25 protein-coding genes, 1 tRNA gene and 1 pseudogene are annotated in these 24355 nt (G+C 56.7%); 12 read left to right on the top strand and 15 right to left on the bottom strand.

Features of this window, described 5'->3' with window-relative positions; all coding sequences use genetic code 11:
* Window positions 1-1271: DNA repair protein RadA (gene radA / locus ABYP39_RS07330; protein ID WP_372781812.1), on the bottom strand; the 1271-nt coding region annotated here is incomplete at its 3' end.
* 82 nt (window positions 1272-1353) lie between these two features.
* On the opposite strand from radA, the gene ABYP39_RS07325 reads away from it, so the two are divergent.
* The 10 genes from ABYP39_RS07325 (at window position 1354) to tatC (ending at window position 8377) form a co-directional block, all read left to right on the top strand.
* Window positions 1354-2520 (top strand): DnaT-like ssDNA-binding domain-containing protein, encoded by a 1167-nt coding sequence (locus ABYP39_RS07325; RefSeq protein WP_372781810.1) that lies wholly within the window; start codon window positions 1354-1356, stop codon window positions 2518-2520.
* 58 nt (window positions 2521-2578) lie between these two features.
* Window positions 2579-3091 (top strand): replication protein P, encoded by a 513-nt coding sequence (locus ABYP39_RS07320; RefSeq protein WP_372747299.1) that lies wholly within the window; start codon window positions 2579-2581, stop codon window positions 3089-3091.
* Window positions 3092-3159: 68 nt separating this feature from the next.
* Entirely contained in the window at window positions 3160-3909 is a 750-nt protein-coding gene (gene ubiE, locus ABYP39_RS07315) for a bifunctional demethylmenaquinone methyltransferase/2-methoxy-6-polyprenyl-1,4-benzoquinol methylase UbiE (protein ID WP_372747276.1), read from the top strand.
* Entirely contained in the window at window positions 3906-4529 is a 624-nt protein-coding gene (locus tag ABYP39_RS07310; RefSeq protein WP_372747277.1) for an SCP2 domain-containing protein, read from the top strand. Before ubiE ends, ABYP39_RS07310 begins: the two co-directional genes overlap by 4 nt.
* Complete coding sequence (ubiB, locus tag ABYP39_RS07305; RefSeq protein ID WP_372747300.1) at window positions 4529-6142, top strand: ubiquinone biosynthesis regulatory protein kinase UbiB; 1614 nt, start codon at window positions 4529-4531, stop codon at window positions 6140-6142. Before ABYP39_RS07310 ends, ubiB begins: the two co-directional genes overlap by 1 nt.
* Window positions 6143-6194: 52 nt before the next feature.
* Window positions 6195-6602 (top strand): phosphoribosyl-AMP cyclohydrolase, encoded by a 408-nt coding sequence (gene hisI, locus ABYP39_RS07300; RefSeq protein WP_372747278.1) that lies wholly within the window; start codon window positions 6195-6197, stop codon window positions 6600-6602.
* On the top strand, window positions 6599-6931 hold the full coding sequence (locus ABYP39_RS07295) for a phosphoribosyl-ATP diphosphatase (RefSeq protein WP_372747279.1): 333 nt from the start codon (window positions 6599-6601) through the stop codon (window positions 6929-6931). The genes hisI and ABYP39_RS07295 overlap by 4 nt, the downstream gene beginning before the upstream one ends.
* Window positions 6932-6962: 31 nt before the next feature.
* A complete protein-coding gene (gene tatA / locus ABYP39_RS07290) occupies window positions 6963-7214 on the top strand; it encodes a twin-arginine translocase TatA/TatE family subunit (protein ID WP_372781808.1) in 252 nt (83 codons plus the stop codon).
* 12 nt (window positions 7215-7226) lie between these two features.
* Window positions 7227-7631: a Sec-independent protein translocase protein TatB gene (gene tatB / locus ABYP39_RS07285; protein ID WP_372747281.1), complete on the top strand. Its 405-nt coding sequence runs from the start codon at window positions 7227-7229 to the stop codon at window positions 7629-7631.
* Window positions 7628-8377: a twin-arginine translocase subunit TatC gene (gene tatC / locus ABYP39_RS07280; RefSeq protein ID WP_372758323.1), complete on the top strand. Its 750-nt coding sequence runs from the start codon at window positions 7628-7630 to the stop codon at window positions 8375-8377. The genes tatB and tatC overlap by 4 nt, the downstream gene beginning before the upstream one ends.
* Here tatC and dnaB read toward each other — a convergent pair.
* The 7 genes from dnaB to rnr all read right to left on the bottom strand — a co-directional run bounded on the left by dnaB (window position 8371) and on the right by rnr (window position 15267).
* Window positions 8371-9774, bottom strand: a complete 1404-nt coding sequence (gene dnaB, locus ABYP39_RS07275; RefSeq protein WP_372747283.1) for a replicative DNA helicase — start codon at window positions 9772-9774, stop codon at window positions 8371-8373. The genes tatC and dnaB overlap by 7 nt on opposite strands.
* Before the next feature lie 127 nt (window positions 9775-9901).
* Entirely contained in the window at window positions 9902-10354 is a 453-nt protein-coding gene (gene rplI, locus ABYP39_RS07270; RefSeq protein ID WP_372747284.1) for a 50S ribosomal protein L9, read from the bottom strand.
* Between the two features lie 21 nt (window positions 10355-10375).
* A complete protein-coding gene (locus ABYP39_RS07265) occupies window positions 10376-11200 on the bottom strand; it encodes a hypothetical protein (RefSeq protein ID WP_372747285.1) in 825 nt (274 codons plus the stop codon).
* A gap of 46 nt (window positions 11201-11246) precedes the next feature.
* Complete coding sequence (gene rpsR, locus ABYP39_RS07260) at window positions 11247-11474, bottom strand: 30S ribosomal protein S18 (RefSeq protein WP_372747286.1); 228 nt, start codon at window positions 11472-11474, stop codon at window positions 11247-11249.
* 26 nt (window positions 11475-11500) lie between these two features.
* The gene (gene rpsF / locus ABYP39_RS07255) at window positions 11501-11950 is read right to left on the bottom strand and encodes a 30S ribosomal protein S6 (RefSeq protein WP_372781806.1); all 450 of its coding nucleotides are present in this window, start codon (window positions 11948-11950) and stop codon (window positions 11501-11503) included.
* A 164-nt stretch (window positions 11951-12114) separates the two neighbouring features.
* Entirely contained in the window at window positions 12115-12858 is a 744-nt protein-coding gene (rlmB, locus tag ABYP39_RS07250) for a 23S rRNA (guanosine(2251)-2'-O)-methyltransferase RlmB (RefSeq protein ID WP_372747288.1), read from the bottom strand.
* 18 nt (window positions 12859-12876) lie between these two features.
* Window positions 12877-15267 (bottom strand): ribonuclease R, encoded by a 2391-nt coding sequence (gene rnr, locus ABYP39_RS07245; RefSeq protein WP_372781804.1) that lies wholly within the window; start codon window positions 15265-15267, stop codon window positions 12877-12879.
* A 130-nt stretch (window positions 15268-15397) separates the two neighbouring features.
* Here rnr and ABYP39_RS07240 point away from each other — a divergent pair.
* Both ABYP39_RS07240 and ABYP39_RS07235 read left to right on the top strand, forming a co-directional pair.
* Window positions 15398-15484 (top strand) — tRNA-Leu (locus tag ABYP39_RS07240).
* Between the two features lie 71 nt (window positions 15485-15555).
* Window positions 15556-16848 carry a DEAD/DEAH box helicase gene (locus tag ABYP39_RS07235; RefSeq protein ID WP_372747290.1) on the top strand — a complete coding sequence of 431 codons (1293 nt, stop codon included), beginning with the start codon at window positions 15556-15558 and terminating at the stop codon, window positions 16846-16848.
* Between the two features lie 51 nt (window positions 16849-16899).
* Here the strand turns inward: ABYP39_RS07235 and ispH are convergent, their stop codons facing one another.
* From ispH to ABYP39_RS07200, 7 genes and pseudogenes are all read right to left on the bottom strand, one after another.
* Window positions 16900-17853 carry a 4-hydroxy-3-methylbut-2-enyl diphosphate reductase gene (gene ispH / locus ABYP39_RS07230; protein WP_372747301.1) on the bottom strand — a complete coding sequence of 318 codons (954 nt, stop codon included), beginning with the start codon at window positions 17851-17853 and terminating at the stop codon, window positions 16900-16902.
* Between the two features lie 5 nt (window positions 17854-17858).
* Entirely contained in the window at window positions 17859-18296 is a 438-nt protein-coding gene (fkpB, locus tag ABYP39_RS07225; RefSeq protein ID WP_372747291.1) for an FKBP-type peptidyl-prolyl cis-trans isomerase, read from the bottom strand.
* A 1-nt stretch (window position 18297) separates the two neighbouring features.
* Window positions 18298-18804 (bottom strand): signal peptidase II, encoded by a 507-nt coding sequence (gene lspA / locus ABYP39_RS07220; protein ID WP_372781802.1) that lies wholly within the window; start codon window positions 18802-18804, stop codon window positions 18298-18300.
* Complete coding sequence (gene ileS, locus ABYP39_RS07215) at window positions 18797-21592, bottom strand: isoleucine--tRNA ligase (RefSeq protein ID WP_372781800.1); 2796 nt, start codon at window positions 21590-21592, stop codon at window positions 18797-18799. The genes lspA and ileS overlap by 8 nt, the downstream gene beginning before the upstream one ends.
* 12 nt (window positions 21593-21604) lie before the next feature.
* Window positions 21605-22546 carry a bifunctional riboflavin kinase/FAD synthetase gene (gene ribF, locus ABYP39_RS07210; protein WP_372781798.1) on the bottom strand — a complete coding sequence of 314 codons (942 nt, stop codon included), beginning with the start codon at window positions 22544-22546 and terminating at the stop codon, window positions 21605-21607.
* 30 nt (window positions 22547-22576) lie between these two features.
* The gene (gene murJ / locus ABYP39_RS07205; protein WP_372781796.1) at window positions 22577-24166 is read right to left on the bottom strand and encodes a murein biosynthesis integral membrane protein MurJ; all 1590 of its coding nucleotides are present in this window, start codon (window positions 24164-24166) and stop codon (window positions 22577-22579) included.
* Window positions 24166-24355, bottom strand: a pseudogene (locus ABYP39_RS07200) (ADP-ribose diphosphatase); the annotation flags it as partial. The pseudogene ABYP39_RS07200 and the gene murJ, both read right to left, overlap by 1 nt.

Below are 24355 nucleotides of genomic sequence, written 5' to 3'. Positions count from 1 at the left end.
GCGCGCTTGAAGCCGTGCTTTACAGCCTCTTGCAAACGCTCCTGACCACTAGGGACGGGGCGAATTTCACCCGACAATCCCACTTCGCCAAAAACCACCAGATCCTCCGGCAAGGGGCGATCACGGAAACTGGATACAATCGCGAAAAGCAGCGCGAGATCGGCGCTGGTCTCCAGCACTTTTACCCCACCCACCACATTCACAAACACGTCCTGATCGCCTACCTGCAAGCTGCCGTGCCGGTGCAGAACCGCCAACAGCATCGCCAAGCGATTCTGCTCTAAGCCCACCGCTACCCGGCGTGGATGCCCGACAGCACTGGCATCAACCAGCGCCTGAATTTCCACCAACAGCGGCCGCGTGCCCTCCCAGACCACCATGACTACACTGCCCGATGCCGGCTCGGCCTGCCGGTTAAGAAAAATTGCCGATGGATTTTTCACTTCCTTGAGCCCGAGTTCCGTCATGGCAAACACACCTAGCTCGTTGACGGCGCCAAACCGGTTCTTGTGCCCCCTCAGGGTGCGAAACCGGGTATCGCTGCTGCCTTCGAGCATAATCGAACAGTCAATCATATGCTCCAGCACCTTGGGTCCGGCCAGAGAACCCTCCTTCGTTACATGCCCAACCAGCAACACGATGGTATTGGTCTGCTTGGCAAAACGCGTCAGTGCTGCCGCACATTCTCTAACCTGCGATACGCTGCCCGGCGCGGAGCTGACTCCTTCCATATGCAGCACCTGCACCGAATCCACCACCATGACGGCCGGCTTCTGGCGCGCCGCCTGAGCCAAAATAGACTCCAATTGGGTTTCCGACAGCAATTGTAGCTTGTCCGCTTTCAGCTCGAGCCGTTTGGCGCGCATGGCTACCTGCTGTAGAGATTCCTCGCCGGTGATATAGAGCGCCGGCACCGATTCCGCCAACTTGCACAGCGTCTGCAACAACAGCGTACTTTTGCCGGCGCCAGGATGGCCGCCTATCAATACCGCCGACCCTGGCACCAGACCACCGCCGAGTACACGGTCAAACTCCGACGAGCCACTGTGAATGCGTGGCAAATCGGCTAGATCAATGCTGGCGAGCGTTTGCACCTGCGACGCCTCTGCACCGGCATACCCCACCGATCGCGCCGGGACCTTGCCTGCCGCTGGACCGAGGCGAACCTCAGACAGCGTGTTCCAAGCCCCGCAATCATGACACTGCCCCTGCCAGCGACTGTATTCACTGCCGCAATCATTGCAGACAAAAGCCGACTTCTGTTTCGCCATCGTTTTATTCCCCAATTCCCGGTTGGCCCCTGGCTAGGCCGCACCGTACAATACGCTTTTGATTCCCCGTGTAGTCTGACCTGTGATTGAACGCCCACTGATAGTTTCACCAACACTTGCCGCCACGCTCGGATTGCACGAAGCCATCCTGCTGCAGCTGCTGACCGAGTGGGCCCAGTTACACGGGGGAGAAGACAGCTGGCAGCTTATCGATAAAGATCAACTGCAACAATTACTGCCGTTCTGGCAGGAGCCGGAAATTGACCGTATTTTGCTGCAATTGCAATCCCAGGGTGTCATTACCCTGACCAGCGCGCTCAATAGCAGCGTGCGCAATGTGCGCTTCTCGCTCAACAGTGGCAATGCCGGATCGACGGAAACTTCCTCACCTGTACGCGAGCGCACACGCGCGCAACCACGCTCACCGGCCCCCCGACCGCAGCAGACTGCCCGCGGCACATCGCCCTATAATCGCGACGCTGGTGCCACACCCATCGACAGCAGTTGGCAGCCGGATCGCGAAAGCATCAACTACCTGACTCGCTTCCACGGCGTGGACCCCACCTTTATCGACGCCATACTGCCGGAATTTATCGCCTACTGGCGAGACAAGGGCGATGCGCGCGCATCCTGGAACAGCACTTTCACCCAGAATGTGGTGAAACGCTGGAAGAAACACCAGTACGACAAGACAGAAGAAGCCCAGTTGCTGCCGATTCCCCAAGACTGGCAGCCCAGCGAGGATGCATTGGAAATACTGGAGCGCGCCGACATCGATCGCAGCTTCATCGAAGACGCCGTTCCGGAGTTTGTGCTGTACTGGCGTGAAAATGGCCGCCGCGACCGACAGTGGAACACCCGCTTTATTGAACACGTGCGTCGCCAGTGGGCGCACTACACTAATGCCATAGAACACGATACCGAACCCAAACAGATACCGGCAGACTGGCAACCCGGCGACGCGGTTTTTGATATCCTGCACATGGCCAATATCGATGCCGACTTTGCGCGCAAGCTGTTGCCCGAGTTCCGCCTCTACTGGCAAGATAGCCGGCAACTGCAGCGTTCCTGGAACAGCAAATTTCTGCAGCACGTGAAGTATCAGTGGGCCCAGCGCCACCGAATGGGAGAAAACAATGCAGGACAGCAAAACCCTGACGGAAAGTCTCAATCGGAAGCTGAAAAGCTCTTCCGCAAGCTCACCGACCGCAGCTGGGCCAGCGGGCTCACAGGCAAAACCACAGGCTGAGCCGAGCGTCACCGAAGCCCACATAGACGCGATCAACCAGCTCTTCACCGAGCTCGAACTGGCCTACCACAACCAGTTCCATAAGGCGTTTCCGGGCGACAAAGCCAATGTGGCAAAGCAGCTGTGGCTGCACAGCCTGCTGGATTTAAGCCCCGAAGAAATCATTCGCGGCTGCCGACGCAGCATCCGCGAGTCTGCCTATCTACCAACGCTGCACACCATACGCGAGCTGAGCAAGCCCTCACTCACCGAGTTTGGCTTGCCGGATCCTCACAGCGCCTACCTGGAAGCCTGCCGCGCGACTTCGCCCAAAGCCGATTACAACTGGAGCCATATTGCGGTGTACCATGCCGGTCGCGCCTCCGACTGGTATTTTCTGGCCAACAATGCCGAGCGCACCGCCTTCCCGGTATTTAAAGACCACTACCTGCGTATCTGCCAGCAAGTGCTGGACGGTGAAGAGCTTGCCTTGCCCAGCACCCCCGCGCTGCCGCAAGAGCACAACACTCCGCTGTCACTCGAAGAGCGTCGCGAAAAATTGCGGGAATTGCGCAAAGAACTCGGCCTGTGACGGCAGACGTTATACATAGCGCCGCCGCGAGGCTACAATAGCGCCCCTTACTCTGTTCAGGGCGCCCCATGGCAGACGACAACAAAACCCACTTTGGTTTTAACACCGTAGATCGCAACGAAAAAGCAGGCATGGTGGCCGGCGTTTTTCACTCGGTTGCCTCTCGCTACGACCTAATGAACGACCTGATGTCTGGCGGCATCCACCGCATGTGGAAACGCTTTACCATCGAGCTGTCCGGCGTCCGCCGAGGACAGCGGGTACTCGACATTGCTGGCGGCACTGGCGATCTGGCGGCAAAATTCAGTAAGTTGGTCGGCCCCACCGGGCAGGTAGTACTCGCCGACATCAACAGTTCCATGCTGGAAGTCGGCCGCGAAAAGCTGACTGACAAGGGCATCGTCGCCAATATCGATTACGTGCAGGCCAATGCTGAATGTCTGCCCTTTCCAGACGATTACTTTGACTGCCTGACCATCGCATTTGGGCTGCGCAATGTGACCGACAAAGACGCCGCGTTGCGCTCCATGCACCGGGTACTCAAGCCCGGCGGCCGCTGTTTGGTGTTGGAGTTTTCAAAACCCCAGAGTGATCTGCTCAGCAAAGTTTACGACCAATACTCTTTCAATATTCTGCCACGTATGGGCCAGCTAGTCGCCGGAGACAGCGAAAGCTATCGCTACCTGGCTGAAAGCATTCGCATGCACCCGGATCAGGAAACCCTGAAAGACATGATGGAAGACGCCGGCTTTGCGAACACCAGCTACTACAACATGACTGGCGGCATCGTCGCCGTGCACCGAGGCATCAAGGCATGAAACTGCCAGCACCAGCGCTCGCCGCGCTGGAATCGCTGATCAATCGCGCGCTGGAGCTCGACCCGGTGACCCGAGAGCGGCTCGACGCACTCCAGGGCCAGCGCTTCACCCTGCACTGCACGCAACCTGCCTTTTCCCTGACGCTGGTGATAGACAGCCACATTCTGCTGCTGAGCGACTGTGAAGAGACGTCGACCACGACCCTCACCGGCAGCTGGGATGAATTCACCAAAATAGCGCTCGCCAGCGACCCCGGCGCGGCCCTGATCAACGGCAACGTACGAGTCGAAGGAGATACTTCGAGGGTGCTGGAACTGCGCGAAATACTCTCCGCGCTGGATCTCGACTGGGAAGCACCTCTGGCGCGGCTGATTGGCGACGTTGCGGCCCACCAGATCGGACGCGGTGTGCGTCAGGGCGGACGCTGGGCCTTGGGTGCTCTGGCAGCTTTTCGGCGCCAGGCCACCGAATTTATTCGCGAAGAGAGTCAGTGGGTGCCCCACCCGATCCAGGTGGAAGATTTCTACCGCGACGTTGAAGACCTTTCACTTCGCACAGAGAAACTAGAAGCCCGCCTCAAACTGCTGCAACAACGCCTGCAACCCCACGACCCCGAGTAATCGCCTTGTTTGGAATTCGCCGCCTGCTCACCATTTTGCTGATCATCATCCGCTTCCGGCTTGATCAGCTGATTGACGTCACCCGCTTACCGAGCTGGCTCTGCATCCTGCTGCGCTTCGGCCCCTGGCGTCTGGTGCCCGCGCCGCAACACAATCGCGGTGCACGCCTACGCCTGGCACTGGAAGCCCTGGGGCCGGTCTTCATTAAATTCGGACAACAACTCTCCACCCGGCGCGACCTGCTGCCAGACGATGTGGCCGATGAGCTGGCCAAACTGCAAGATCAGGTACCCCCGTTTTCCAACGAGCAGGCACGTACTCTCATTGAATCTGCCTTGGGCAAACCGGTAGAAGAACTGTTCGGTCATTTTGAAACCCAGCCGCTGGCCTCCGCTTCAGTCGCCCAGGTCCATGCGGCCACGCTAAACAACGGCCAGCAGGTGGTTGTCAAAGTCATCCGGCCAGATATTCAGCGCACCATAGAAAAAGATATACGCTTGCTCTACAGCATTGCGCGATTGGTACAACACTACCTACCAGACGGACGCCGCCTACGCCCAGTTGAGGTGGTCGAGGACTACGAACTCACCATTCTCGACGAGCTGGATCTACAGCGCGAAGGAGCTAACACCTCACAATTGCGGCGAAACTTTGCCGACTCCGACCTGCTCTATGTCCCGGAGGTCTACTGGGACTACACCCGCCGCAATGTACTTGTCATGGAACGCATTGAAGGCATACCCGTTACCGACGTCGCTGCGCTCAATGCCCAAAACACCGACATGAAACGTCTTGCCGAACGCGGTGTGGAAATCTTTTTCACGCAAGTATTTCGCGACAGTTTTTTTCACGCAGACATGCATCCGGGCAATATTTTTGTGTCTCGCAAGCACCCTGAACGCCCGCAGTATATCGCCATCGACTGCGCCATCATCGGCAGCCTCAGCGATTCAGACCAGTACTATCTGGCGCGCAACCTGCTGGCGATCTTCCAGCGCAATTACCGGGAAGTGGCCGAACTGCATATCGAGTGTGGCTGGGTGCCTCCGCACACGCGCGTGCGCGAATTTGAATCAGCGATTCGCAGCGTTTGCGAGCCAGTGTTCGAAAAACCACTGGCAGAAATCTCTTTCGGCCAACTGCTAGTGTATTTGTTTTCCACCGCTCGCCGTTTTGAGATGGAAGTGCAACCCTCACTAGTACTGCTGCAAAAGACCCTGCTCAACATAGAAGGACTTGGACGCCAGCTCTACCCCGAACTCAACCTGTGGGACACTGCCAAGCCCTTTCTGGAGCACTGGCTGCGCGACCGCTATTCACCCCAGAGCATGTTTAAACGGGTAAGCCACCGCTTGCCCGGCTGGCTAGAGCAGCTCCCCAACCTGCCAGAACAATTACTGGAAGGGCCTCGGCGCCCTATCGAAATGCCGGTGCCAAACACCGACATTGAGCACCTTGAACGTCAACTGCAACAGGAAAAACGCAGTTACCGATGGCGCGTGCTGGGTATCGTGCTTATCGGCGCCAGCCTGATGCAGGCTGAACTTGCCCATTGGTCACCACATACACTCGCACTTGGTGCACTCGGCCTGCTGGTTCTCGCGCTCAAATAGTGTCAACCACGCACCAAGGCATGCCATAATGCACAGATTAAACAGGTGAATCATGACAGAATCACAAACGGAAACTTGGCTCGACGCAGTGGCTTTTAACACTGACGGACTGGTGCCGGCGATTGCCCAGGACAAAGCAACTGGACGCGTTTTGATGATGGCCTGGATGAACCGCGAATCGCTGGCGCTCACGCGCCAAACCGGCAAGGCCGTGTACTGGTCGCGCTCGCGCGGCAAACTCTGGAAAAAAGGTGAGTCCTCTGGCCATGAACAGCTGGTAGATCACATCCAGCTCGACTGCGATGGCGACACGGTGGTGCTGAGCGTTACCCAACAGGGTGGCATTGCCTGCCATACAGGCCGCGAAAGCTGTTTCTTTCGCACTTTGGACGACAACGGCCACTGGCAGCCAACTGAGCCGGTATTAAAAGACCCCGATAGTATTTATCAGACATCATGAACGACCGCATCCTTGAGCAATTACACGCTGTACTCGATGCCCGCAAGCAGGCCGCGGACCCCGATGCGTCCTACGTGGCAAGCCTGCATGCCAAGGGACTGAACAAAATCCTGGAAAAAGTGGGCGAAGAGGCCACCGAGACCATCTTGGCTGCCAAGGATGCAACAGACGACGCCGGTCGCGCTGATCTCGTAGGCGAAACAGCAGACCTCTGGTTTCACAGCCTGGTTATGCTGTCCCACCTGAATTTGAGTTACCGTGACGTATTGACGGAGCTGGAAAAACGCTTCGATCTTTCCGGTCACGCAGAAAAAGCTTCACGGCAGTAAGCCGCTTTCGAATGGTAGTGAGGGAAATAACATGGGTTTTGGTATAAAAGAACTGGTTGTCATTCTAGTGATAGTGCTGCTGTTGTTCGGCACCAAGAAACTCAAAGGTATTGGCACCGATCTAGGTAGCGCCATCAAGGGTTTCAAGAACAGCATGGCTGACGAAGACAGCAAGGCTAACAGCGACAAGCCCGAGGGCGAGGCCGAGAAAGTCGAATCCGACCCCCAGAATCCTCCGCAAAGCGCTGCGACCAACGCCGAACACAAGGATAAATCAGCCTAAGCTGGCCCTGCGATGTTCGATATCGGTTTTGCCGAACTGGTACTGATTTTTATCGTGGGCTTGCTGGTGCTCGGCCCAGAGCGCCTGCCCGGAGCCATCCGCACGGTATCCCTCTGGCTCGGCCGCTTGCGCCGCAGCTTTACTGCGCTCAAAAATGAAATAGAGCGCGAGGTGGGCGCCGAAGAAATCAAGCGGCAGCTGCACAACGAAGCCATCATGGCCAACCTGAAAGACACCGAAGATTCACTGAAAGACAGCTTTAATCAGGTGGAGAGCGAATTTCGCGAATCGGAAAAACAGCTGAAATCGCTCGAGTACGACATTAGCGATGTGGTAAAACCTGAGCCGTCAGCCGCCGACGACAACCGGTCGCCCACCCAAAACACCACACCACAAAACGACACCAAATCCTCATGAGCACCGGCGCCGAAAACGATACCGGCCAACCGCTGGTACAGCACCTGACCGAATTGCGCGACCGCCTGCTGCGCAGCATTCTAGTGATTCTGATCTTTGCCGTACCGCTAATGGCGTTCGCCAACGATATTTACACCTTTGTAGCAGAGCCACTGACGCGCTACCTGCCTGAGGGCAGCAGCATGATCGCCACCGAAGTTGCGTCCACCTTCCTGGCACCCTTTAAGCTGGTGATGGTGGCCAGCATATGCCTCGCCATGCCCTTTATGCTTCAGCAGATCTGGGGGTTTGTAGCCCCCGGCATGTACAAACACGAAAAACGTGTGGCCCTGCCTCTACTGGTTTCCAGCATTGTGCTGTTTTATGCAGGATTGGCATTCGCCTACTACGCCGTGTTTCCGCTGGTGTTTGGTTTTTTCAGCAGTGTCGCGCCAGTCGGTGTCGCCTACACGCCTGACATTAGTCGCTTTCTCGATACCGCGCTGAAACTATTTATGGCATTTGGGGTGGCATTTGAAATTCCAATAGCAACCGTACTGCTGATCTGGAGCGGCGCTGTAGAAAGGGACTCACTACGGGAAAAGCGCCCTTACGTGATAGTCGGCTGCTTTGTCGTCGCCATGCTGCTGACACCACCCGATATTTTTTCGCAGTGCCTACTGGCCGTGCCGATGTGGCTGCTGTTTGAAGCGGGTATCTTTTTCAGCCGCTTTCTCGGCACCCGGGAAACCGAAGACGGTCAGTAATCGTCTTCGTAGCCGGTAAAGGCAAGGTTATCGAAGCGAGTGTACTTACCGATAAAGGCAAGCCGCGCGGTGCCGATGGGACCGTTACGCTGCTTGCCAATAATGATTTCCGCTACACCTTTCTGATCAGTCTCTTCGTTGTAAACTTCATCGCGATAGATAAACATGATCACGTCAGCGTCCTGCTCGATCGCACCGGATTCCCGTAGATCCGAGTTTACCGGGCGCTTGTTAGGGCGCTGCTCGAGGGCGCGATTAAGCTGTGACAGAGCAACTACAGGGCAGTTGAACTCCTTGGCAATCCCCTTCAAAGAGCGTGAGATTTCAGAAATCTCGGCGGTTCTACCCTCGCCAGCGCGACCGGCCACCTGCATCAACTGCAGGTAATCGAGCATGATCATCCCCAGATCGCCATGTTCACGCGCAATCTTGCGAGCACGGGAACGCACCTCGGTGGGCGTCAACGCCGCGGTGTCGTCTATAAACAAGGGCCTGTCCTTGAGCTTGTTAACCGCCGCACTGAGTTTCGGCCAGTCTTCCTGATCAAGCTTGCCGGTGCGCACCCGCGTCTGATCGATACGCCCCACGGAAGACAGCATCCGCATCATCAACTGCTCGGCCGGCATTTCCATACTGAACACCAGCGTGGGCCGGTCGTCATTAAGCACCGCATGCTCCACCAGGTTCATTGCAAAGGTGGTTTTACCCATCGACGGTCGCGCCGCCACAATGATCAGATCCGATTTCTGCAAACCGGATGTCATATCATCAAGTTCGTTAAAGCCGGTACTGAGCCCCGTTAGCGCAGCGTCACTGCGAAACAGTTCATCGATACGATCTACCGCCGTGCTCAGCAGCGGGTTAACCGCCTGAGGCCCACCCTCTTTTGGGCGATCCTCGCTAATCTGCATGATCTCGCGCTCGGCCGCATCCAGCAGGTCGGCACTGTTGCGACCATCCGGATGAAACCCGCTGTCCGCTATGCGCTGGGCCGCTTCAATCAATGAGCGCAAGGTCGCCCGCTCTCGAACCACCTCAGCATAGGCGCGGATATTCGCTACCGCAGGCGTGTTGGCGGCAAGCTCGGCGAGATAGGCAATACCGCCGGAGCTCTCCAGCTGCTCGCTCTTGTCCAGAGCTTCTGCCAGCGTTACCACGTCGATGGGTTGTTCGCTTTCCACCAGCTCCGCCATTTTGGCGTATATATGGCGATGACGCGGCTGAAAGAAATCCGACTCTTTAACCAGGTCGGCGACCGAATCCCAGGCTTCGCCACGGATCAGCAAGCCACCCAGCACCGACTGCTCCGCCTCCAGCGAATGGGGCGGCAGTTTCAGGGAGGCCACGTCGAGATCGTCAAACGGCGGCGGTGCTTCGTCGTAGGTTTCGCTTTGCATGAATCTTATTATCGGGGTCGGGCGACCATTTTGGGGGATAACCAACCAAAAAAAAAGCACCCGCGAACGGATGCTTTTTAACAGCCGCCCACTGGAGCCATGGCGGCAGTCTGCTCAGCGCGCCGGATTACTGCTCAGCTACGACTGTCAGCTTGATAGTGGTGGTAACTTCGGGGTGCAGCTTGAGGTCAATCTCATACTCACCCACTTCACGAATAACACCTTCTGGCAGCAGCACTTCGCTTTTGGCCACTTCGCTGTTGCTAGCCTTAGATACGGCTTCAGCGATGTCGCGAGTACCGATTGAGCCAAACAGTTTGCCTTCGTCACCAGCATTGGCTTCGATGGTCACAACCAGCTCACTCAAAGCCTCGGCACGTTTCTCAGCAGCTGCCTGCTTCTCAGCAGCAGCGGCTTCAAGCTCAGCACGGCGCTGTTCAAATTCCTTGACGTTCGCTTCGGTGGCGGGAACTGCCTTGCCGAAGGGAATCAGAAAGTTGCGGCCATAGCCGGACTTCACATTGACCTGGTCGCCCAGTTCGCCCAGCTTGCCTACGTTTTCCAGCAAAATGACTTGCATGATTTCATCCTCTATTCGCGCTTACTCGCCGCTTTGGCGTACAGGCAAACGCTTTCTCACATCAATAAAACTGTCGGTTACAGCCAGTAGCTGCACTACCCAGCGCAAGGGCAACAACAAAGCCCACAGCATGTAAAACATCACCAGCGAGCCTACGCCCAAGCGACTGCGCGCCACCAATGCGTGTACCAGCCCAAATCCCGCCACACTCAGCGGCATTTGCAATATCATTGCCCAGTTGGCCCAAGCGCCGCTGCTGGCCAGCAACAACATTCCCAGAACCAACCCGACAGCCAAGGCCTGCGGCAATCGCAACGCGTGGAATTCACTGCGAAATCCACCCGGGTTGTAGAGCATCGCCTGCCACCAGCGGGCCAGAGCCAACCCTAGAACCACCGTCCAGGCATTGATTGCACCCACCATGCCAGCTACATCAGTCGCCGACAGAACGGGCATCTGCACGTCCGGATTGCCAGCTCTCAACTGCTCTGACAACATCGCCAGCATATCGGCAATCTGCTGCGACTGAGCCTGGGCCACAGTATTCATCAGCAACGCCAGAATCAAACCCGACGCACTGATTACCAGCAATGCCAGAGGCCAGCTTCCCAGCCGCAGTACACAGGCCGCAATATACACACCGATCAGGGTGGTAATTGGCCCCAGATCACTGCCCTGGAGCGCGATAAAGGCCGCCGGCACCATTGTCCATGCCAGCAACCAACCACCCTCGGAACTTCCCTTGCGCAGGGTCACCAGCGCCACTGCGGCGGCGCCAACCCACGCGAAAAACACGGTACCCACGCTCAGCACTGAGACCGCTATGGCCTGAGTGCGCCCTCGCATTATAAATTCAGCCAGAGTGCGCATAATGAGCGTGGCGCGCTAACCCTTACTGGTGGCTGTCAGTGTAAGGAAGCAGAGCCAGATAGCGCGCGCGCTTGACCGCTGAGGCCAGCTGACGCTGATACTTGGCTTTGGTACCGGTAATGCGACTGGGAACAATCTTGCCAGTCTCAGAAATATAGGCTTTCAGGGTGTCCAGATCTTTGTAGTCGATCTGCTGAACACCTTCCGCTGTAAAGCGGCAAAACTTACGACGACGGAAAAAACGTGCCATGTTTACTCTCCCAATGCTGTCCGCTGTTATTCGTCAGCGTTAGCTGTCGATTTTTCATCTGAAGACGTGTTGTCGTCATCAGAGGAGCTGCTGTCGCTGTTGTCGTTGTCATCACGACGTGGACGATCGCTGCGACCACGACGGTCACGGCTTTCTTTCTCAGCCTTCATGATGGGCGACTCTTCAGTCACGGCTTCATCGCAACGAATGATCATGTCGCGCAGAACAGCGTCGTTGAAGCGGAAGTTGGTGCGCAGCTCCTCCATGGCTTCAGCAGAAGCTTCAACATTCATAAGAACATAGTGAGCTTTGTGGATTTTCTCGATAGGGTAGGCCAGTTGACGGCGGCCCCAATCTTCAAGACGGTGTACTTTGCCGCCATCTTTCTCGATTGTCTGGGTATAGCGTTCGATCATACCCGGAACCTGTTCGCTCTGGTCCGGGTGGACCATGAACACAACTTCATAGTGACGCATGAATGCATCTCCTTGTGGGTTAAGCCACCCGCTCAAGCGGTGCAGCAAGGAGGCCAGCGCCGAAAGACGGCTCTGGCGGAAAATAAAGACGCGGGATTTTAGGCAAGTACGCCGCCCGATGCAAGAACAATCGGCTGATTTTTAGCCTACAGCAGCGGCAGTGATCACTGAGGCTGGCGCTGGCGCACCGCCTCAAACAAGCTGACACCAGTCGCCACGGACACATTCAGACTGCTGACACTCCCCGCCATGGGCAACTTGGCCAGAAAATCACAATGCTCACGGGTTAATCGACGCAGGCCGCTGCCTTCCGCCCCCATCACAATGGCGACCGGGCCAGTCAGATCTACGTCGTACAATGACTGATCCGCTTCACCCGCCAGGCCAACTAGCCACAATCCGGCTTCCTGCAGCTGCTTGAGTGTGCGCGCCAGATTTGTGACAGCCACAAAGGGCACGGTTTCAGCGGCACCGCAGGCCACCTTGCGCACGGTAGCCGTCAAGCCAACCGCTTTGTCTTTGGGTGCGATCACCAACCCGACACCAGCCGCATCCGCGCTGCGCAGGCAGGCGCCCAGATTGTGCGGATCGGTCACCCCGTCCAGCACCAATACCAGAGGCGCACCGGCAATGCCCGCCAACAACTCCGGAATCTGCTTTTCACTGTAAGTGATCAACGACTCGACACTTACCTCGGCGACCACCCCCTGATGACGCCCGGACACCTGCTCATCCAAAGCATCTCGGGGCACGGCACGCACTGCCACGCCGTTGGCCGCCGCCAATTCAAGAACACTTTGCAAACGCTTGTCCTGACGCCCCTTCTGCACCAGCAACAGCGAAATATCCGCAGGTCGCTTTTCCAGCACAGTCGTCACTGCGTGCAGGCCAAATACCGTTTCTTTCAATGCTGCATCCCCTGCACGTTACTTCTTCCGGCGCCGCGATGAGCGAGACTTGCGTGAACCGCTTTTCTCCGACGACTTTCCTGCATTTGATTTGCCACGACCTGATTTGTTTTTTTGACCGCCCGGCTTGTCGTCAAAGATCCCCTTGGCGATCTGCTCCCGACGCGTTAACTTGCGCGGCTTACCGGCCGCGCTCGTACCAACACCCACCAACCCCAGATCCACTTTGCGGTCTTCAACATCCACCCGCAGGATCTGAACGGTGACCGTATCGCCCAGAGCAAAGACCTCACGATTGCGCTCGCCCACCAAACGCTGTCGCGCGGCATCAAACTGATAGAAGTCCTTGCCGAGGGCACCGATATGGACCAACCCCTCCATATAGAGCGGCTTCATTTCCGCGAAGAACCCAAACCCCGTCACCGCTGTAATCACCGCCTCAAAAGACTCCCCTACCTTCTCCGTCAGGTACTCGCACTTAAGCCAGGACATCACATCACGACTGGCATCATCGGCGCGGCGCTCAGCCATTGAGCAGTGCTCACCGAGCGCAACCATGGCACCCATATCGTAGGGGTAGATATCCTGTGGTTTGAGTTTCTTGGCGCCTTTTTGTGGCGCAAGCTGGGGTAACGCTGCGTTACTGCGCAGCAGATAACGAATACAGCGATGCACCAGCAGATCCGGATAACGACGGATAGGCGACGTAAAGTGCGCATACGCCGGATAGTGCAAACCGAAATGACCGTGATTGTCAGGCTGATACATAGCCTGCTTGAGCGAGCGCAGCATCATCACCTGAATCACACTGGCGTCCGGGCGCTCAGCAACACTCGACAACAGCGCTTGAAAATCATTCGGCGTGGGCTCCTCACCGCCCCCCAGATCCAGCCCTATCTCCCCTAGAAAAGCGCGGAGGTTGCTCAGTTTGTCGCCACTGGGCCTCTGGTGTACCCGGTAAAGCGCGGGCATTTCACTCTTCTCAAGCAGGCGTGCCGTTGCCACATTGGCGCACAGCATGCACTCCTCAATAATCTTGTGCGCGTCATTACGCTGAACCGGCACAATCTCGGCAATACGGTGCTGCTTGTCGTAGATCACCCGGGTTTCAACGGTTTCAAAATCAATGGCACCACGCTGATCACGGGCAAACCGTAAGGCTTTATACAGGTCGTGCAGATCGCGCAGTTGCGGCAAAAAACTTTTGCGACGCGACTGCAACTCAGCATCTGCCTCACCCGTCAACAGCGCGGCCACTTCGTTATAGGTGAACCGAGCATGCGAGCGCATTACACCTTCATAGAAGGTATAGCCACTCAGGCGTCCCTGCGCACTGATGGTCATCTCACAGACCATGCACAAACGCTCAACTTCCGGCTTGAGCGAACACAAACCGTTCGAGAGCGCCTCGGGCAACATCGGCACGACGCGATCCGGGAAGTAGACTGACGTAGCGCGCTTCTGCGCCTCTTCATCCAGAGCTGAACCAATGCTTACGTAATGCGAGACATCGGCAATGGCCACCCACAGGCGCCAGCCACCGGATTTCTTGGGCTCACAAAAAACCGCATCATCAAAATCGCGGGCATCTTCACCATCAATGGTAATCAGCGGCAGCTCGCGCAGATCCACCCGCGCCTGCTTGTCCTCCTCGCCGGGCTCAACCGCGAAGCGTCGCGCCTCGCGCTCAACATCTTCCGGCCACTCATAAGGAATCTCGTGCTGGCGAACCGCCACATCGGTAGCAACCCCCGGCCGATTGATGTCACCCAGCATCTCGACAACACGCCCCAGCGGCGGCTTTTTAATTTCCGGCTGACGGGTAATCGCCACTGTCAGGTAGTCGCCAATTTCCGGCTGTGTTCCCGCCAGATCTTCCAGTACGACCACATGGGACACCTTGCCCTCGCACAACACACATGGCTCGCCTTCCTGAACATCAAAGCGCCCCACTATCTGTCGGGTATTGCGCTCTAGCACTTGAACAATATTGCCCATAGCGCGACCGCGACGGTCGTAACCTTCAATGGCAACTCGCACCCGGTCACCGTCAAACACCCGCTGCATCTGCCATGCGGTCAGAAAAATATCCTGACCTTCCTGCAGCACAAAACCAAACCCGTCTTTGTTGGCCTGCACCAGTCCTTCACACGTTTCCAGTGCCGCCGGCTCAAGACGACCTGATTTGCTGGCGGAAAGCTGACGATCACGAAGCATGGCACGCACTCGCCGCCGCAGCGCCTCCTCGGCATCCGCATCGCGGAGCCCCAAGCGTTTGGCCAGTTGCTGTTCAGTGAGTGGCTTTTCGTCCAGAACCTCAAGAATGGCCTCGCGACTAGGGATGGGGTTTTCATAGCGGGAGGCTTCCCGCTCGGCATGGGGGTCGGCCGGTGGACGGCGTTTTGCCATATAAAGTGCTTACCTCAGCTGATAGCGAATTAACAAAATTTTAAACCCATTATACGCACTGCCATTGACAAAGCATCCTTGTATCAGTAAATTGCGCGCCTCGGGTCACATGGCCCCGCTTCCCATCTATGCCCAGGTGGTGAAATTGGTAGACACGCCAGCTTCAGGTGCTGGTCCTCGCAAGGGGGTGGAGGTTCAAGTCCTCTCCTGGGCACCATTTACTCTTCCTTGATTCACCTGACTCGAACATTACCTTTAACAGGTCGAATTAACGCTTCCGGAACACATATGCCCTTTACCACCCTCGGTCTCTCTGAGCCGCTTCTTCAGGCCATCGCTCAGAAAGGCTACGAAAAACCGTCACCCATTCAGGCACAGGCCGTACCGGTCGTGTTGAAAGGTGTCGATCTGATGGCTGCCGCCCAAACCGGTACCGGCAAAACCGCCGGCTTTACGCTGCCGATCCTCGAATTGCTCAGCCGCGGACAGCCCGCCAAGCCCAATCAGGCGCGCACGCTGATACTAACCCCAACACGCGAGCTAGCCGCCCAGGTTGGGCAAAGCGTTGCCGACTACGGGAAACACCTCAAACTTCGCAGCACAGTGGTCTTTGGCGGGGTAAAAATCAACCCGCAAATGATGGCCTTGCGAAAAGGTGTCGATATTCTGGTCGCCACGCCTGGTCGCCTGCTCGATCTCTACCAGCAAAATGCCGTGCGCTTTGATCAGCTGGAAATTCTGGTGCTGGACGAAGCCGACCGCATGCTCGACATGGGCTTTATCCACGATATTCGCAAGATCCTGGCGCTGCTCCCGAAAAAACGTCAAAACCTGCTGTTTTCGGCAACTTTCTCCCCCGAGATTCGAACGCTGGCAAAAGGCATCATGAACCAGCCGGAAGAAATCTCGGTCACGCCACGCAATACCACCGTTGCCACCATCAAGCAGTGGATGGCTCCGGTAGATAAGGCGCGCAAGCCCGACCTGCTACTCGAGCTGATCCAAACCCGAAACTGGCACCAAGTGCTGGTATTTTCCAAAACCAAGCACGGCGCCAACCGGCTGGCAAAGAAACTGGACGGTTCAGGTGTGAAGGCGGCCGCCATTCACGGCAATAAAAGTCAGGCAGCCCGATTGCGCGCACTGCAGGACTTCAAGGAAGGCAAAGTTCAGGTACTGGTTGCCACCGACATCGCAGCCCGCGGCCTCGATATCAGCCAGCTGCCCCACGTTGTCAATTTTGACTTACCCAATGTTGCCGAAGACTACGTGCATCGCATTGGTCGCACCGGGCGCGCTGGCGCCGACGGTGAGGCAGTATCACTGGTGAGCGCGGATGAAGCCAAACAGCTGCAACAGATTGAGCGACTGATCAAGCAGAATATCCCACGGGAATACGTGGACGGTTTTGAACCGAATCACGAAGTGCCCGATTCCCAGTCCATTCGCCCGGTTCACAAGCCACGTCGCAACACAAATCAAAATGCGGCGCCAGGAGCTCCAGGCAATAGAAACCGTTCAAGACGGCGAAAACCTGTCAGCGCTAACGGCAACAGCCAGAAGCAGAGCCGACCACAATAAGCCCGCGACCTTCGCGAACACGAAGCAAGTCGCGCACATTGCTGCGCGACGCTACTCGCTAGCGGCGTCCACCCAGCGCAGTTCGCGTGGCAATGAAAAGGTAATGTTCTCGGGGCGGCCTTCCAGCTCGACGGGGACAGATGCGCCCAACTCACACAGACGGGCAATAACATCCTGCACCAGCACTTCAGGTGCCGAGGCCCCAGCAGTGATGCCGACGCATTTAATCCCCTTGAGCCACTCTGGTTTGATATCACCCGCCGCATCTATCAGGTGAGCCTGACAACCACGGCGCTCAGCCAGCTCACGCAAACGGTTGGAATTGGAGGAGTTGGGTGAACCTACGACCAGCACCAGATCACTCTGCTCGGCGAGGGTTTTGACCGCGTCCTGCCGATTTTGGGTTGCATAGCAGATATCATCTTTGCGCGGCCCCTCGATAGAGGGAAAGCGCTGCCGCAGCGCATCAATAACCGCTGCTGTATCGTCCATCGACAGGGTTGTCTGGGTTACAAAAGAGAGATGCTCCGAGTCGCGAACCTGCAGGTCACCCACCTGGTCAACATCTTCAACCAGGTAGATCGCCCCCCCTTCGCTGGCATCATACTGCCCCATGGTGCCTTCCACTTCCGGATGGCCCTTGTGGCCGATCAGAATACACTCGCGGCCTTCGCGACTGTATTTGACCACTTCCATATGGACTTTGGTAACCAGTGGGCAGGTGGCATCAAAAACCTTGAGACCACGCGCTTCCGCCTCCTCGCGCACCGCTCGGGAAACGCCATGAGCAGAAAATATGACAATCACATCATCTGGCACTTCGTGCAGTTCATCGACAAAAACCGCACCGCGCTCACGCAGGTTATCCACCACAAACTTGTTGTGCACGACTTCGTGTCGAACGTAGATGGGCGCGCCGAAGACATCCAGCGCGCGATTGACGATTTCAATAGCGCGATCTACGCCGGCACAAAAGCCGCGCGGATTTGCCATTCGGATTTCAATAGCACTCATGAGCTAACGGCTTCCACCTTGAGGATTTCTGCGGTAAATCGCAGTGTACGCCCCGCCAGCGGATGATTAAAGTTGACCACAACCTCATCGTCGCTGATCGACTGTACCACCCCCGGCAACTCCGCTCGCTGAGCATCGGCAAACGAAATCACCATACCCTCAGCGAGCTCCATGTCAGCGCCAAACTGATCGCGCTTGAAATGCTGGATGTTGGCTGGATTTGGTTGGCCAAAAGCGTCTTCGGGGTTGAGCACAAAATCCTTTTTCTCACCCGCGCACATACCCAGCAGCTTTTTCTCAACGCCGGGCAGCAAACTGCCGTCGCCATAGGTAAAGGTGGCTGGTGTTCGCTCAAAGGTAGAATCCACCACCGCGCCATCGTCCATGGCCAGCTCAAAGTGCAGGGTAATACGCGATTGGGTATCGATAGTCATCTCAACGGTGTTCCGGGTGCAGCACCATATCCAGCAACATGCTGGCGGCGCCCACGGTAATACAGGTATCGGCCCAGTTAAAGGCCGGAAAATAACGATTATTCCAATGCAGGGAAATAAAATCGACCACATGGCCCAGCACAACCCGGTCGACCAGGTTCCCCACTGCTCCGGCCAGAATCATGCACAGTGAAAAGGTGAGAAGTCGCTGCTGATTTTTAATTAATGCCATCCAGACAACCAGAGCCACACTGACGCCAAGCGAGACCACAATGAAAAACCACCGCTGCCAGCCACCAGCGTCACTGAGAAAACTGAATGCCGCGCCGGTGTTGTAGTGCAGTGTCAGGTTAAATACCGGCAACACATACACCGGCTGACCATAGGAAAGGTAGGTGTCCGCTAAATGCTTGGTCCACTGATCCAGTAACACCATTGCGAAGGCAAATAGATACCAGCGGATCACGCCGGTCTCCACCAGATTCCGGATAATCCGGCGACTATGCATAACGGCGCTGTTCACCATCACCTTCTATATTATCTACACAACGTACGCAAAGCTCGGGGTGAGAATCCACCGAGCCCACATCTTCACGATGATGCCAGCAGCGTGCACACTTACTGCCGGCGCTGGCTGCAATGGCGACTTCCAGATTGTCGAGGTCGGTGCTAACCGCATTACTGCTGTCAGCAATATCTGCCACCACAGCCTTCGATGTAATCAGCACAAAGCGCAGCTCATCGCCGAGCTTGGCCAGCTCATCGCGCAGCGCAGCGTCGCAATACAGGGTAACCTCTGCCTGCAGACTGCCGCCGATAACCTTGTTGTTGCGGGCTTCTTCCATAGCTTTATTGACGGAAGCTTTCACCTCTTGAATTAGATTCCAGAAGCCTTCACCACGCTCAGGGTCGTCGAAACGTGCCAGATCAGTGTACCACTCGGCAACGAACACACTACCGGACTGCTCACCCGGCAGATTGTCCCAAAGCTCGTCAGCGGTAAAGCTAAGGATGGGCGCCATCCAGCGCGTCATGGCCTGCGCGATGTGGTACAGCGCGGTCTGAGCAGAACGGCGAGCCAGACTGTTGGCGCCGGTCGTGTACTGGCGATCCTTGATCACATCCAGATAGAAGCCGCCCAACTCTACCACGCAGAAGTTATGCAGTTTCTGATAGACCTGGTGAAACTGATAGCGGTTGTAGGCACCGCGAATCTCTTCCTGCAGCTGCGCCGTGTGATGCACAATCCAGCGATCAAGACTGAGCATATTGTCGCTGGCCACGAGATCTGACGACGGATCAAAACCAGCCATGTTCGCCAACAGAAAACGTGCGGTATTGCGGATACGGCGGTAGGAGTCAGCGGTACGTTTAAAGATCTCCTTGGAGACCGTCATTTCGCCGCGATAATCGGTGGCCGCAACCCACAGCCGCAACACGTCGGCACCCAGGTCATTCATCACTTCCTGCGGCGCAATCACATTACCCAGGGACTTCGACATTTTGTGACCGTTAGTGTCCACGGTAAAGCCGTGGGTCAGTACGGTTTTGTAGGGTGCATTGCCGTTCACCGCGATGGCCGACAGCAGCGAGGACTGGAACCAGCCACGGTGTTGATCCGAGCCTTCCAAATACAGATCCGCAGGGTATTGCAGCTGATCGCGCTGATTCAGCACGGCAAAGTGAGTTACACCAGAGTCAAACCAGACATCCAGAGTATCCGTGACTTTGTCATATTGCTGAGCATCGTCGCCCAGCAGCTCAGCCGCATCGAGTTCAAACCAGCCATCAATGCCTTCTTTTTCGACACGCTGCGCGACCTGTTCTATCAACGCCGGCGTATCGGGATGCAGCTCTGCTGTTTGCTTGTGCACAAACAGTGCAATGGGCACACCCCAGGTACGTTGCCGGGAAATACACCAGTCCGGCCGCTCCTGCATCATGGATTCGATACGCGCTTTGCCCCATTCAGGCAGCCACTGCACCTCGTCGGCAGCGTTCATGGCGGTATTCAGCAAGCCATTTTGCTGCATACTGATAAACCACTGCGGCGTGGCGCGAAAGATTATCGGTGATTTGTGTCGCCAACAGTGCGGGTAACTGTGCTCGTAGGCCTCGTTGTGCAACAGCCGCCCACGTTCGTCCAGCAATTCCACAATCGGCTGATTGGCCTTGTGCACAAACTGCCCGGCAAACAACTCCGTGTCATCGAGAAACACGCCGTTACCGCCCACCGGGTTCAGCACGTCGAGATTGTATTTGCTGCCCACCACAAAGTCGTCGGCGCCGTGGCCTGGAGCGGTATGCACTGCACCGGTACCGGCATCGACCGTAACGTGGTCGCCCAGAATGACGGGCACTTGCCGATCGTAGAAAGGGTGCTTCAGCTGTAAGCCTTCTAGCGCAGCTCCGACGAAATCACCGAGAATTTCAAAACTTTCAGCCCCATAGCGCAGCAAGGCTTTTTCGTGCAGATCCCGCGCCAGCACCACAGTACGGTCACCGTAGGCGGCAACCACGTACTCCAACTCAGGATGCAGAGCCACCGCCTGGTTGGCGGGTAGCGTCCAGGGCGTGGTGGTCCAGATCACCAAATCCACTGCGTTGACCGTGACACCGGTGCGCTTGGAGAAATCCGCCGCATCCACGGCAGCAAACGCCACATCAATAGCCGGCGAGGTTTTGTCTTTGTATTCTACTTCCGCTTCGGCCAGGGCCGAGCCGCAATCGGTACACCAGTGCACCGGCTTGAAGCCCTTATGCACGTGACCGTTGTCCACGATTTTACCCAGAGCGCGGATGATATTCGCCTCGAAGGCGTAGTTCATCGTGAGGTAGGGCTCGTCCCAATCTCCGAGGACCCCCAGGCGTTCAAAGCTGGTGCGCTGCCCGGCAACCTGTTTGCTGGCGTAATCGCGACACTTCTGTCGAAAAGTACGCACATCCACTTTATGGCCTGGCTTGCCGACCTTCTTCTCTACGTTCAGTTCAATAGGCAGACCGTGGCAGTCCCAACCCGGCACATAAGGTGCATCGAACCCCTCGAGGGTTTTCGACTTAACAATGATGTCCTTGAGGATCTTATTGACCGCATGCCCCAGGTGAATATCGCCGTTAGCGTAGGGCGGGCCATCGTGCAGAATAAATTTCTCACGTCCAGCGCGCGCCTCGCGAATCGCGTTGTAAAGCTTGCTTTCCTGCCACTTCTTGAGCATACCCGGCTCACGCTGGGCCAGGTTAGCCTTCATGGGAAACGCCGTTTGCGGCAGGTTCAGAGTGTGTTTGTAATCGCTCATAGCATCCAAAAATCAAGCATCGCCGCGCTCAGCGAAATAATTGCGCGCTTCGTCAATATCCCTGTGAATCTGGGTTTTCAGGGCATCCAGTCCATCAAAACGAATTTCGTTTCGCAGCTTCTTGCGGAACAGCACCTTGATATTACGCCGGTACAGGTTACCGCTGTAATCCAGCACATGTACTTCCAGGATTGCCTTGGGCAGGTTATCCACCGTCGGCCGGGTGCCCACATTGGCCACCCCTGGGCGAATAACGCCGTCCGGGCACTCCACTTCTACTGCAAACACACCCGCCAAGGGCGATCGCAGCCGGTGCAACTCCATATTGGCTGTCGGCACACCCAGCGTACGACCCAACTGCTGACCGACAATGACACGTCCGGCAATGCTATAGGGGCGCCCCAACAGGCGCTCAGCCTCGGAAAAATTGGCCTCGGCCAGTACTTCCCGTATCCGCGTGCTGCTGACACGCTCATTGCCCTGCGTCAGGGTGGCGGTATCCACCACCTCAAAACCGTATGTTTGGCCTGCGGCTTTCAACATGCCAAAGCCACCACTGCGGTCACGACCAAATCGCAAGTCATCGCCCACCACAATGTATTTGGCATCAATGCCGTCCACAAAGAGCTTGCGGATAAACTCCATCGCGCCCATTTCCCGAAAGCTGGCGCTGAAGCGAATCCGCATTATCTGATCTATACCCAGCTCGCGCAGGGCGTGAAAGCGCTCGCGAAAGCTCATCAGGCGGGGCGGCGCTTCGTGCGGGGAAAAAAACTCCCGCGGGAGGGGCTCAAAGACCACCACTGTCGTTGGCAGGCCCAATTCGCGCCCTTTGGCCATCAGCTGTTGCAGAACCGCCTGATGCCCGAGGTGTACTCCGTCAAATGCGCCAATGGTCGCCACGCAACCCTTGTGCCGATCGCGGATGCTGTTAAATCCTCGGATTAACTCCATGAGGGGCTCGCTGCATAAAGAAGCGCGTGATTATAACTTAGTCGTCTGGCCTCTGAAATGTCTGAGACGCACACCAAGCGCGCCCAGAGTCACAATGTAGGCCAAGAGCCCGGCAAAACAGAGCAGGGCCATCTCGTAAGCCCGGGCCAGCGCAGTGAGCGCATCCCAGGCCGGCACGCGCGCCAACAATAGCACAAGCACGGCGGCCATCGCTGCTGTCGCGCAGCCAAGGCGCAGGCTATAAGCCAGCCAGCCCGGGCGCGGCTGATAGGTCCCACTGCGGCGCAAACCCGCAAAAAGCAGCCCGGCGTTCAAACTGGCCGACCCTGCCGTCGCCAGCGCAAGCCCCACATGGCCCAACTGGAAATAGTGATGCAGGGGAATGGCAAACAGCAGATTCAGCACCATATTGGCCGCCATCGCGACCACGCCGATCTTGACCGGGGTTTTCGTGTCCTGCTGCGCAAAGTAGCCTGGCGCCAGCACTTTAATGAGCATAAAGGCCAGCAGGCCAAGGGTATAGGCACGCAGGCTGAAAGTGGCCATGGCCACATCACGCATCGACAACTCACCGTACTGGAACAGCGTAATGAGCACCGGCTCAGCCAGAATGAACAGCGCCACCGCAGCGGGCACACCCAGGATCAGTACCGCACGCATGGCCCAATCTAAGGTCGCTGAAAACGACTTTTCATCGCTGCCAATATTATGGCGCGACAGGCTCGGCAGGATCACCGTGCCGATGGCAATGGCGAATACCCCAAGTGGCAGCTCCACCAGTCGATCCGAATAATACAGCCAGGACACGCTACCGGTGGGCAAGAAAGAGGCAATAACCGTATCTAGCAACAAGTTGATCTGACTCACTGACACACCAAATAGCGCCGGAATCATCAGTCCAATGATTTTCTGCACCCCTTCGTCACGCCAGTGCCAGCGCGGTCGCGGCAATAGATGAATACGCTTTAAAAACGGCAGTTGAAACACCAACTGACAGAATCCGGCCAACAGGACCCCCCAAGCCAGGCCCACGGCAGGCTCCGTCATCAGTGGAGATATCCACAGCGCGGCGCCAATCAGGCAAACATTCAACAACACCGGAGTAAACGCAGGGATCGCAAAGCGACCATAGCTGTTCAAGATGGCGCCGGCAAAACCGGTCATGGAGATCAGGAAAAGATAGGGAAAGGTAATGCGAATCATATCTGCCGTGAGGGCAAATTTAGCCGCATCGTTATAAAACCCCGGTGCGAAAATAGTGGCCACCACCGGCGCACCAATAACGGCTAGCGTGGTGACCAGCAACAATACGCCCCCGAGTACGCCAGCCACGCGGTCCACCAGATGCTGCACGGTGGCCAAACTTCCCTTTTCCCGATATTCCGCCAGCACGGGCACAAAAGCCTGGGAAAAGGCACCCTCAGCGAACAGACGGCGCAGGAAATTAGGGATTTTGAACGCGACAAAGAAGGCATCGGCGTTGGCAGTTGCGCCCACCATGGCTGCAATAACAATGTCTCGCGCCAGCCCCAGCACGCGCGACAACAGGGTCATCACGGCCACCACGGCACTGGAACGCAACAGACCGCTAGCCTTAGGCGGTTTATTTTCGGCCATCATCAACGCCAGAGATCGCGCAGACGGTTGTGATGGCGAGCAAACCAGTTCAGGGCAACGAGCGAGTGTGCATTGTCTATCCGGCCATCATCCATCATTGCCAAAACCTCGTTTACCGGCAACACATGCAGGCGGATATCTTCATTCTCTTCCGCCAAACCATGCACCCCTGCCGCTGCAGAAAGGTCTGCG

Source organism: Litorivivens sp. (genome assembly GCF_041625495.1).
Classification (GTDB): Bacteria; Pseudomonadota; Gammaproteobacteria; order Pseudomonadales; family Spongiibacteraceae; genus Litorivivens.
The sequence above is the reverse complement of the archived record's forward strand: the minus strand, read 5'-3'. Positions and strand labels throughout refer to the sequence as shown.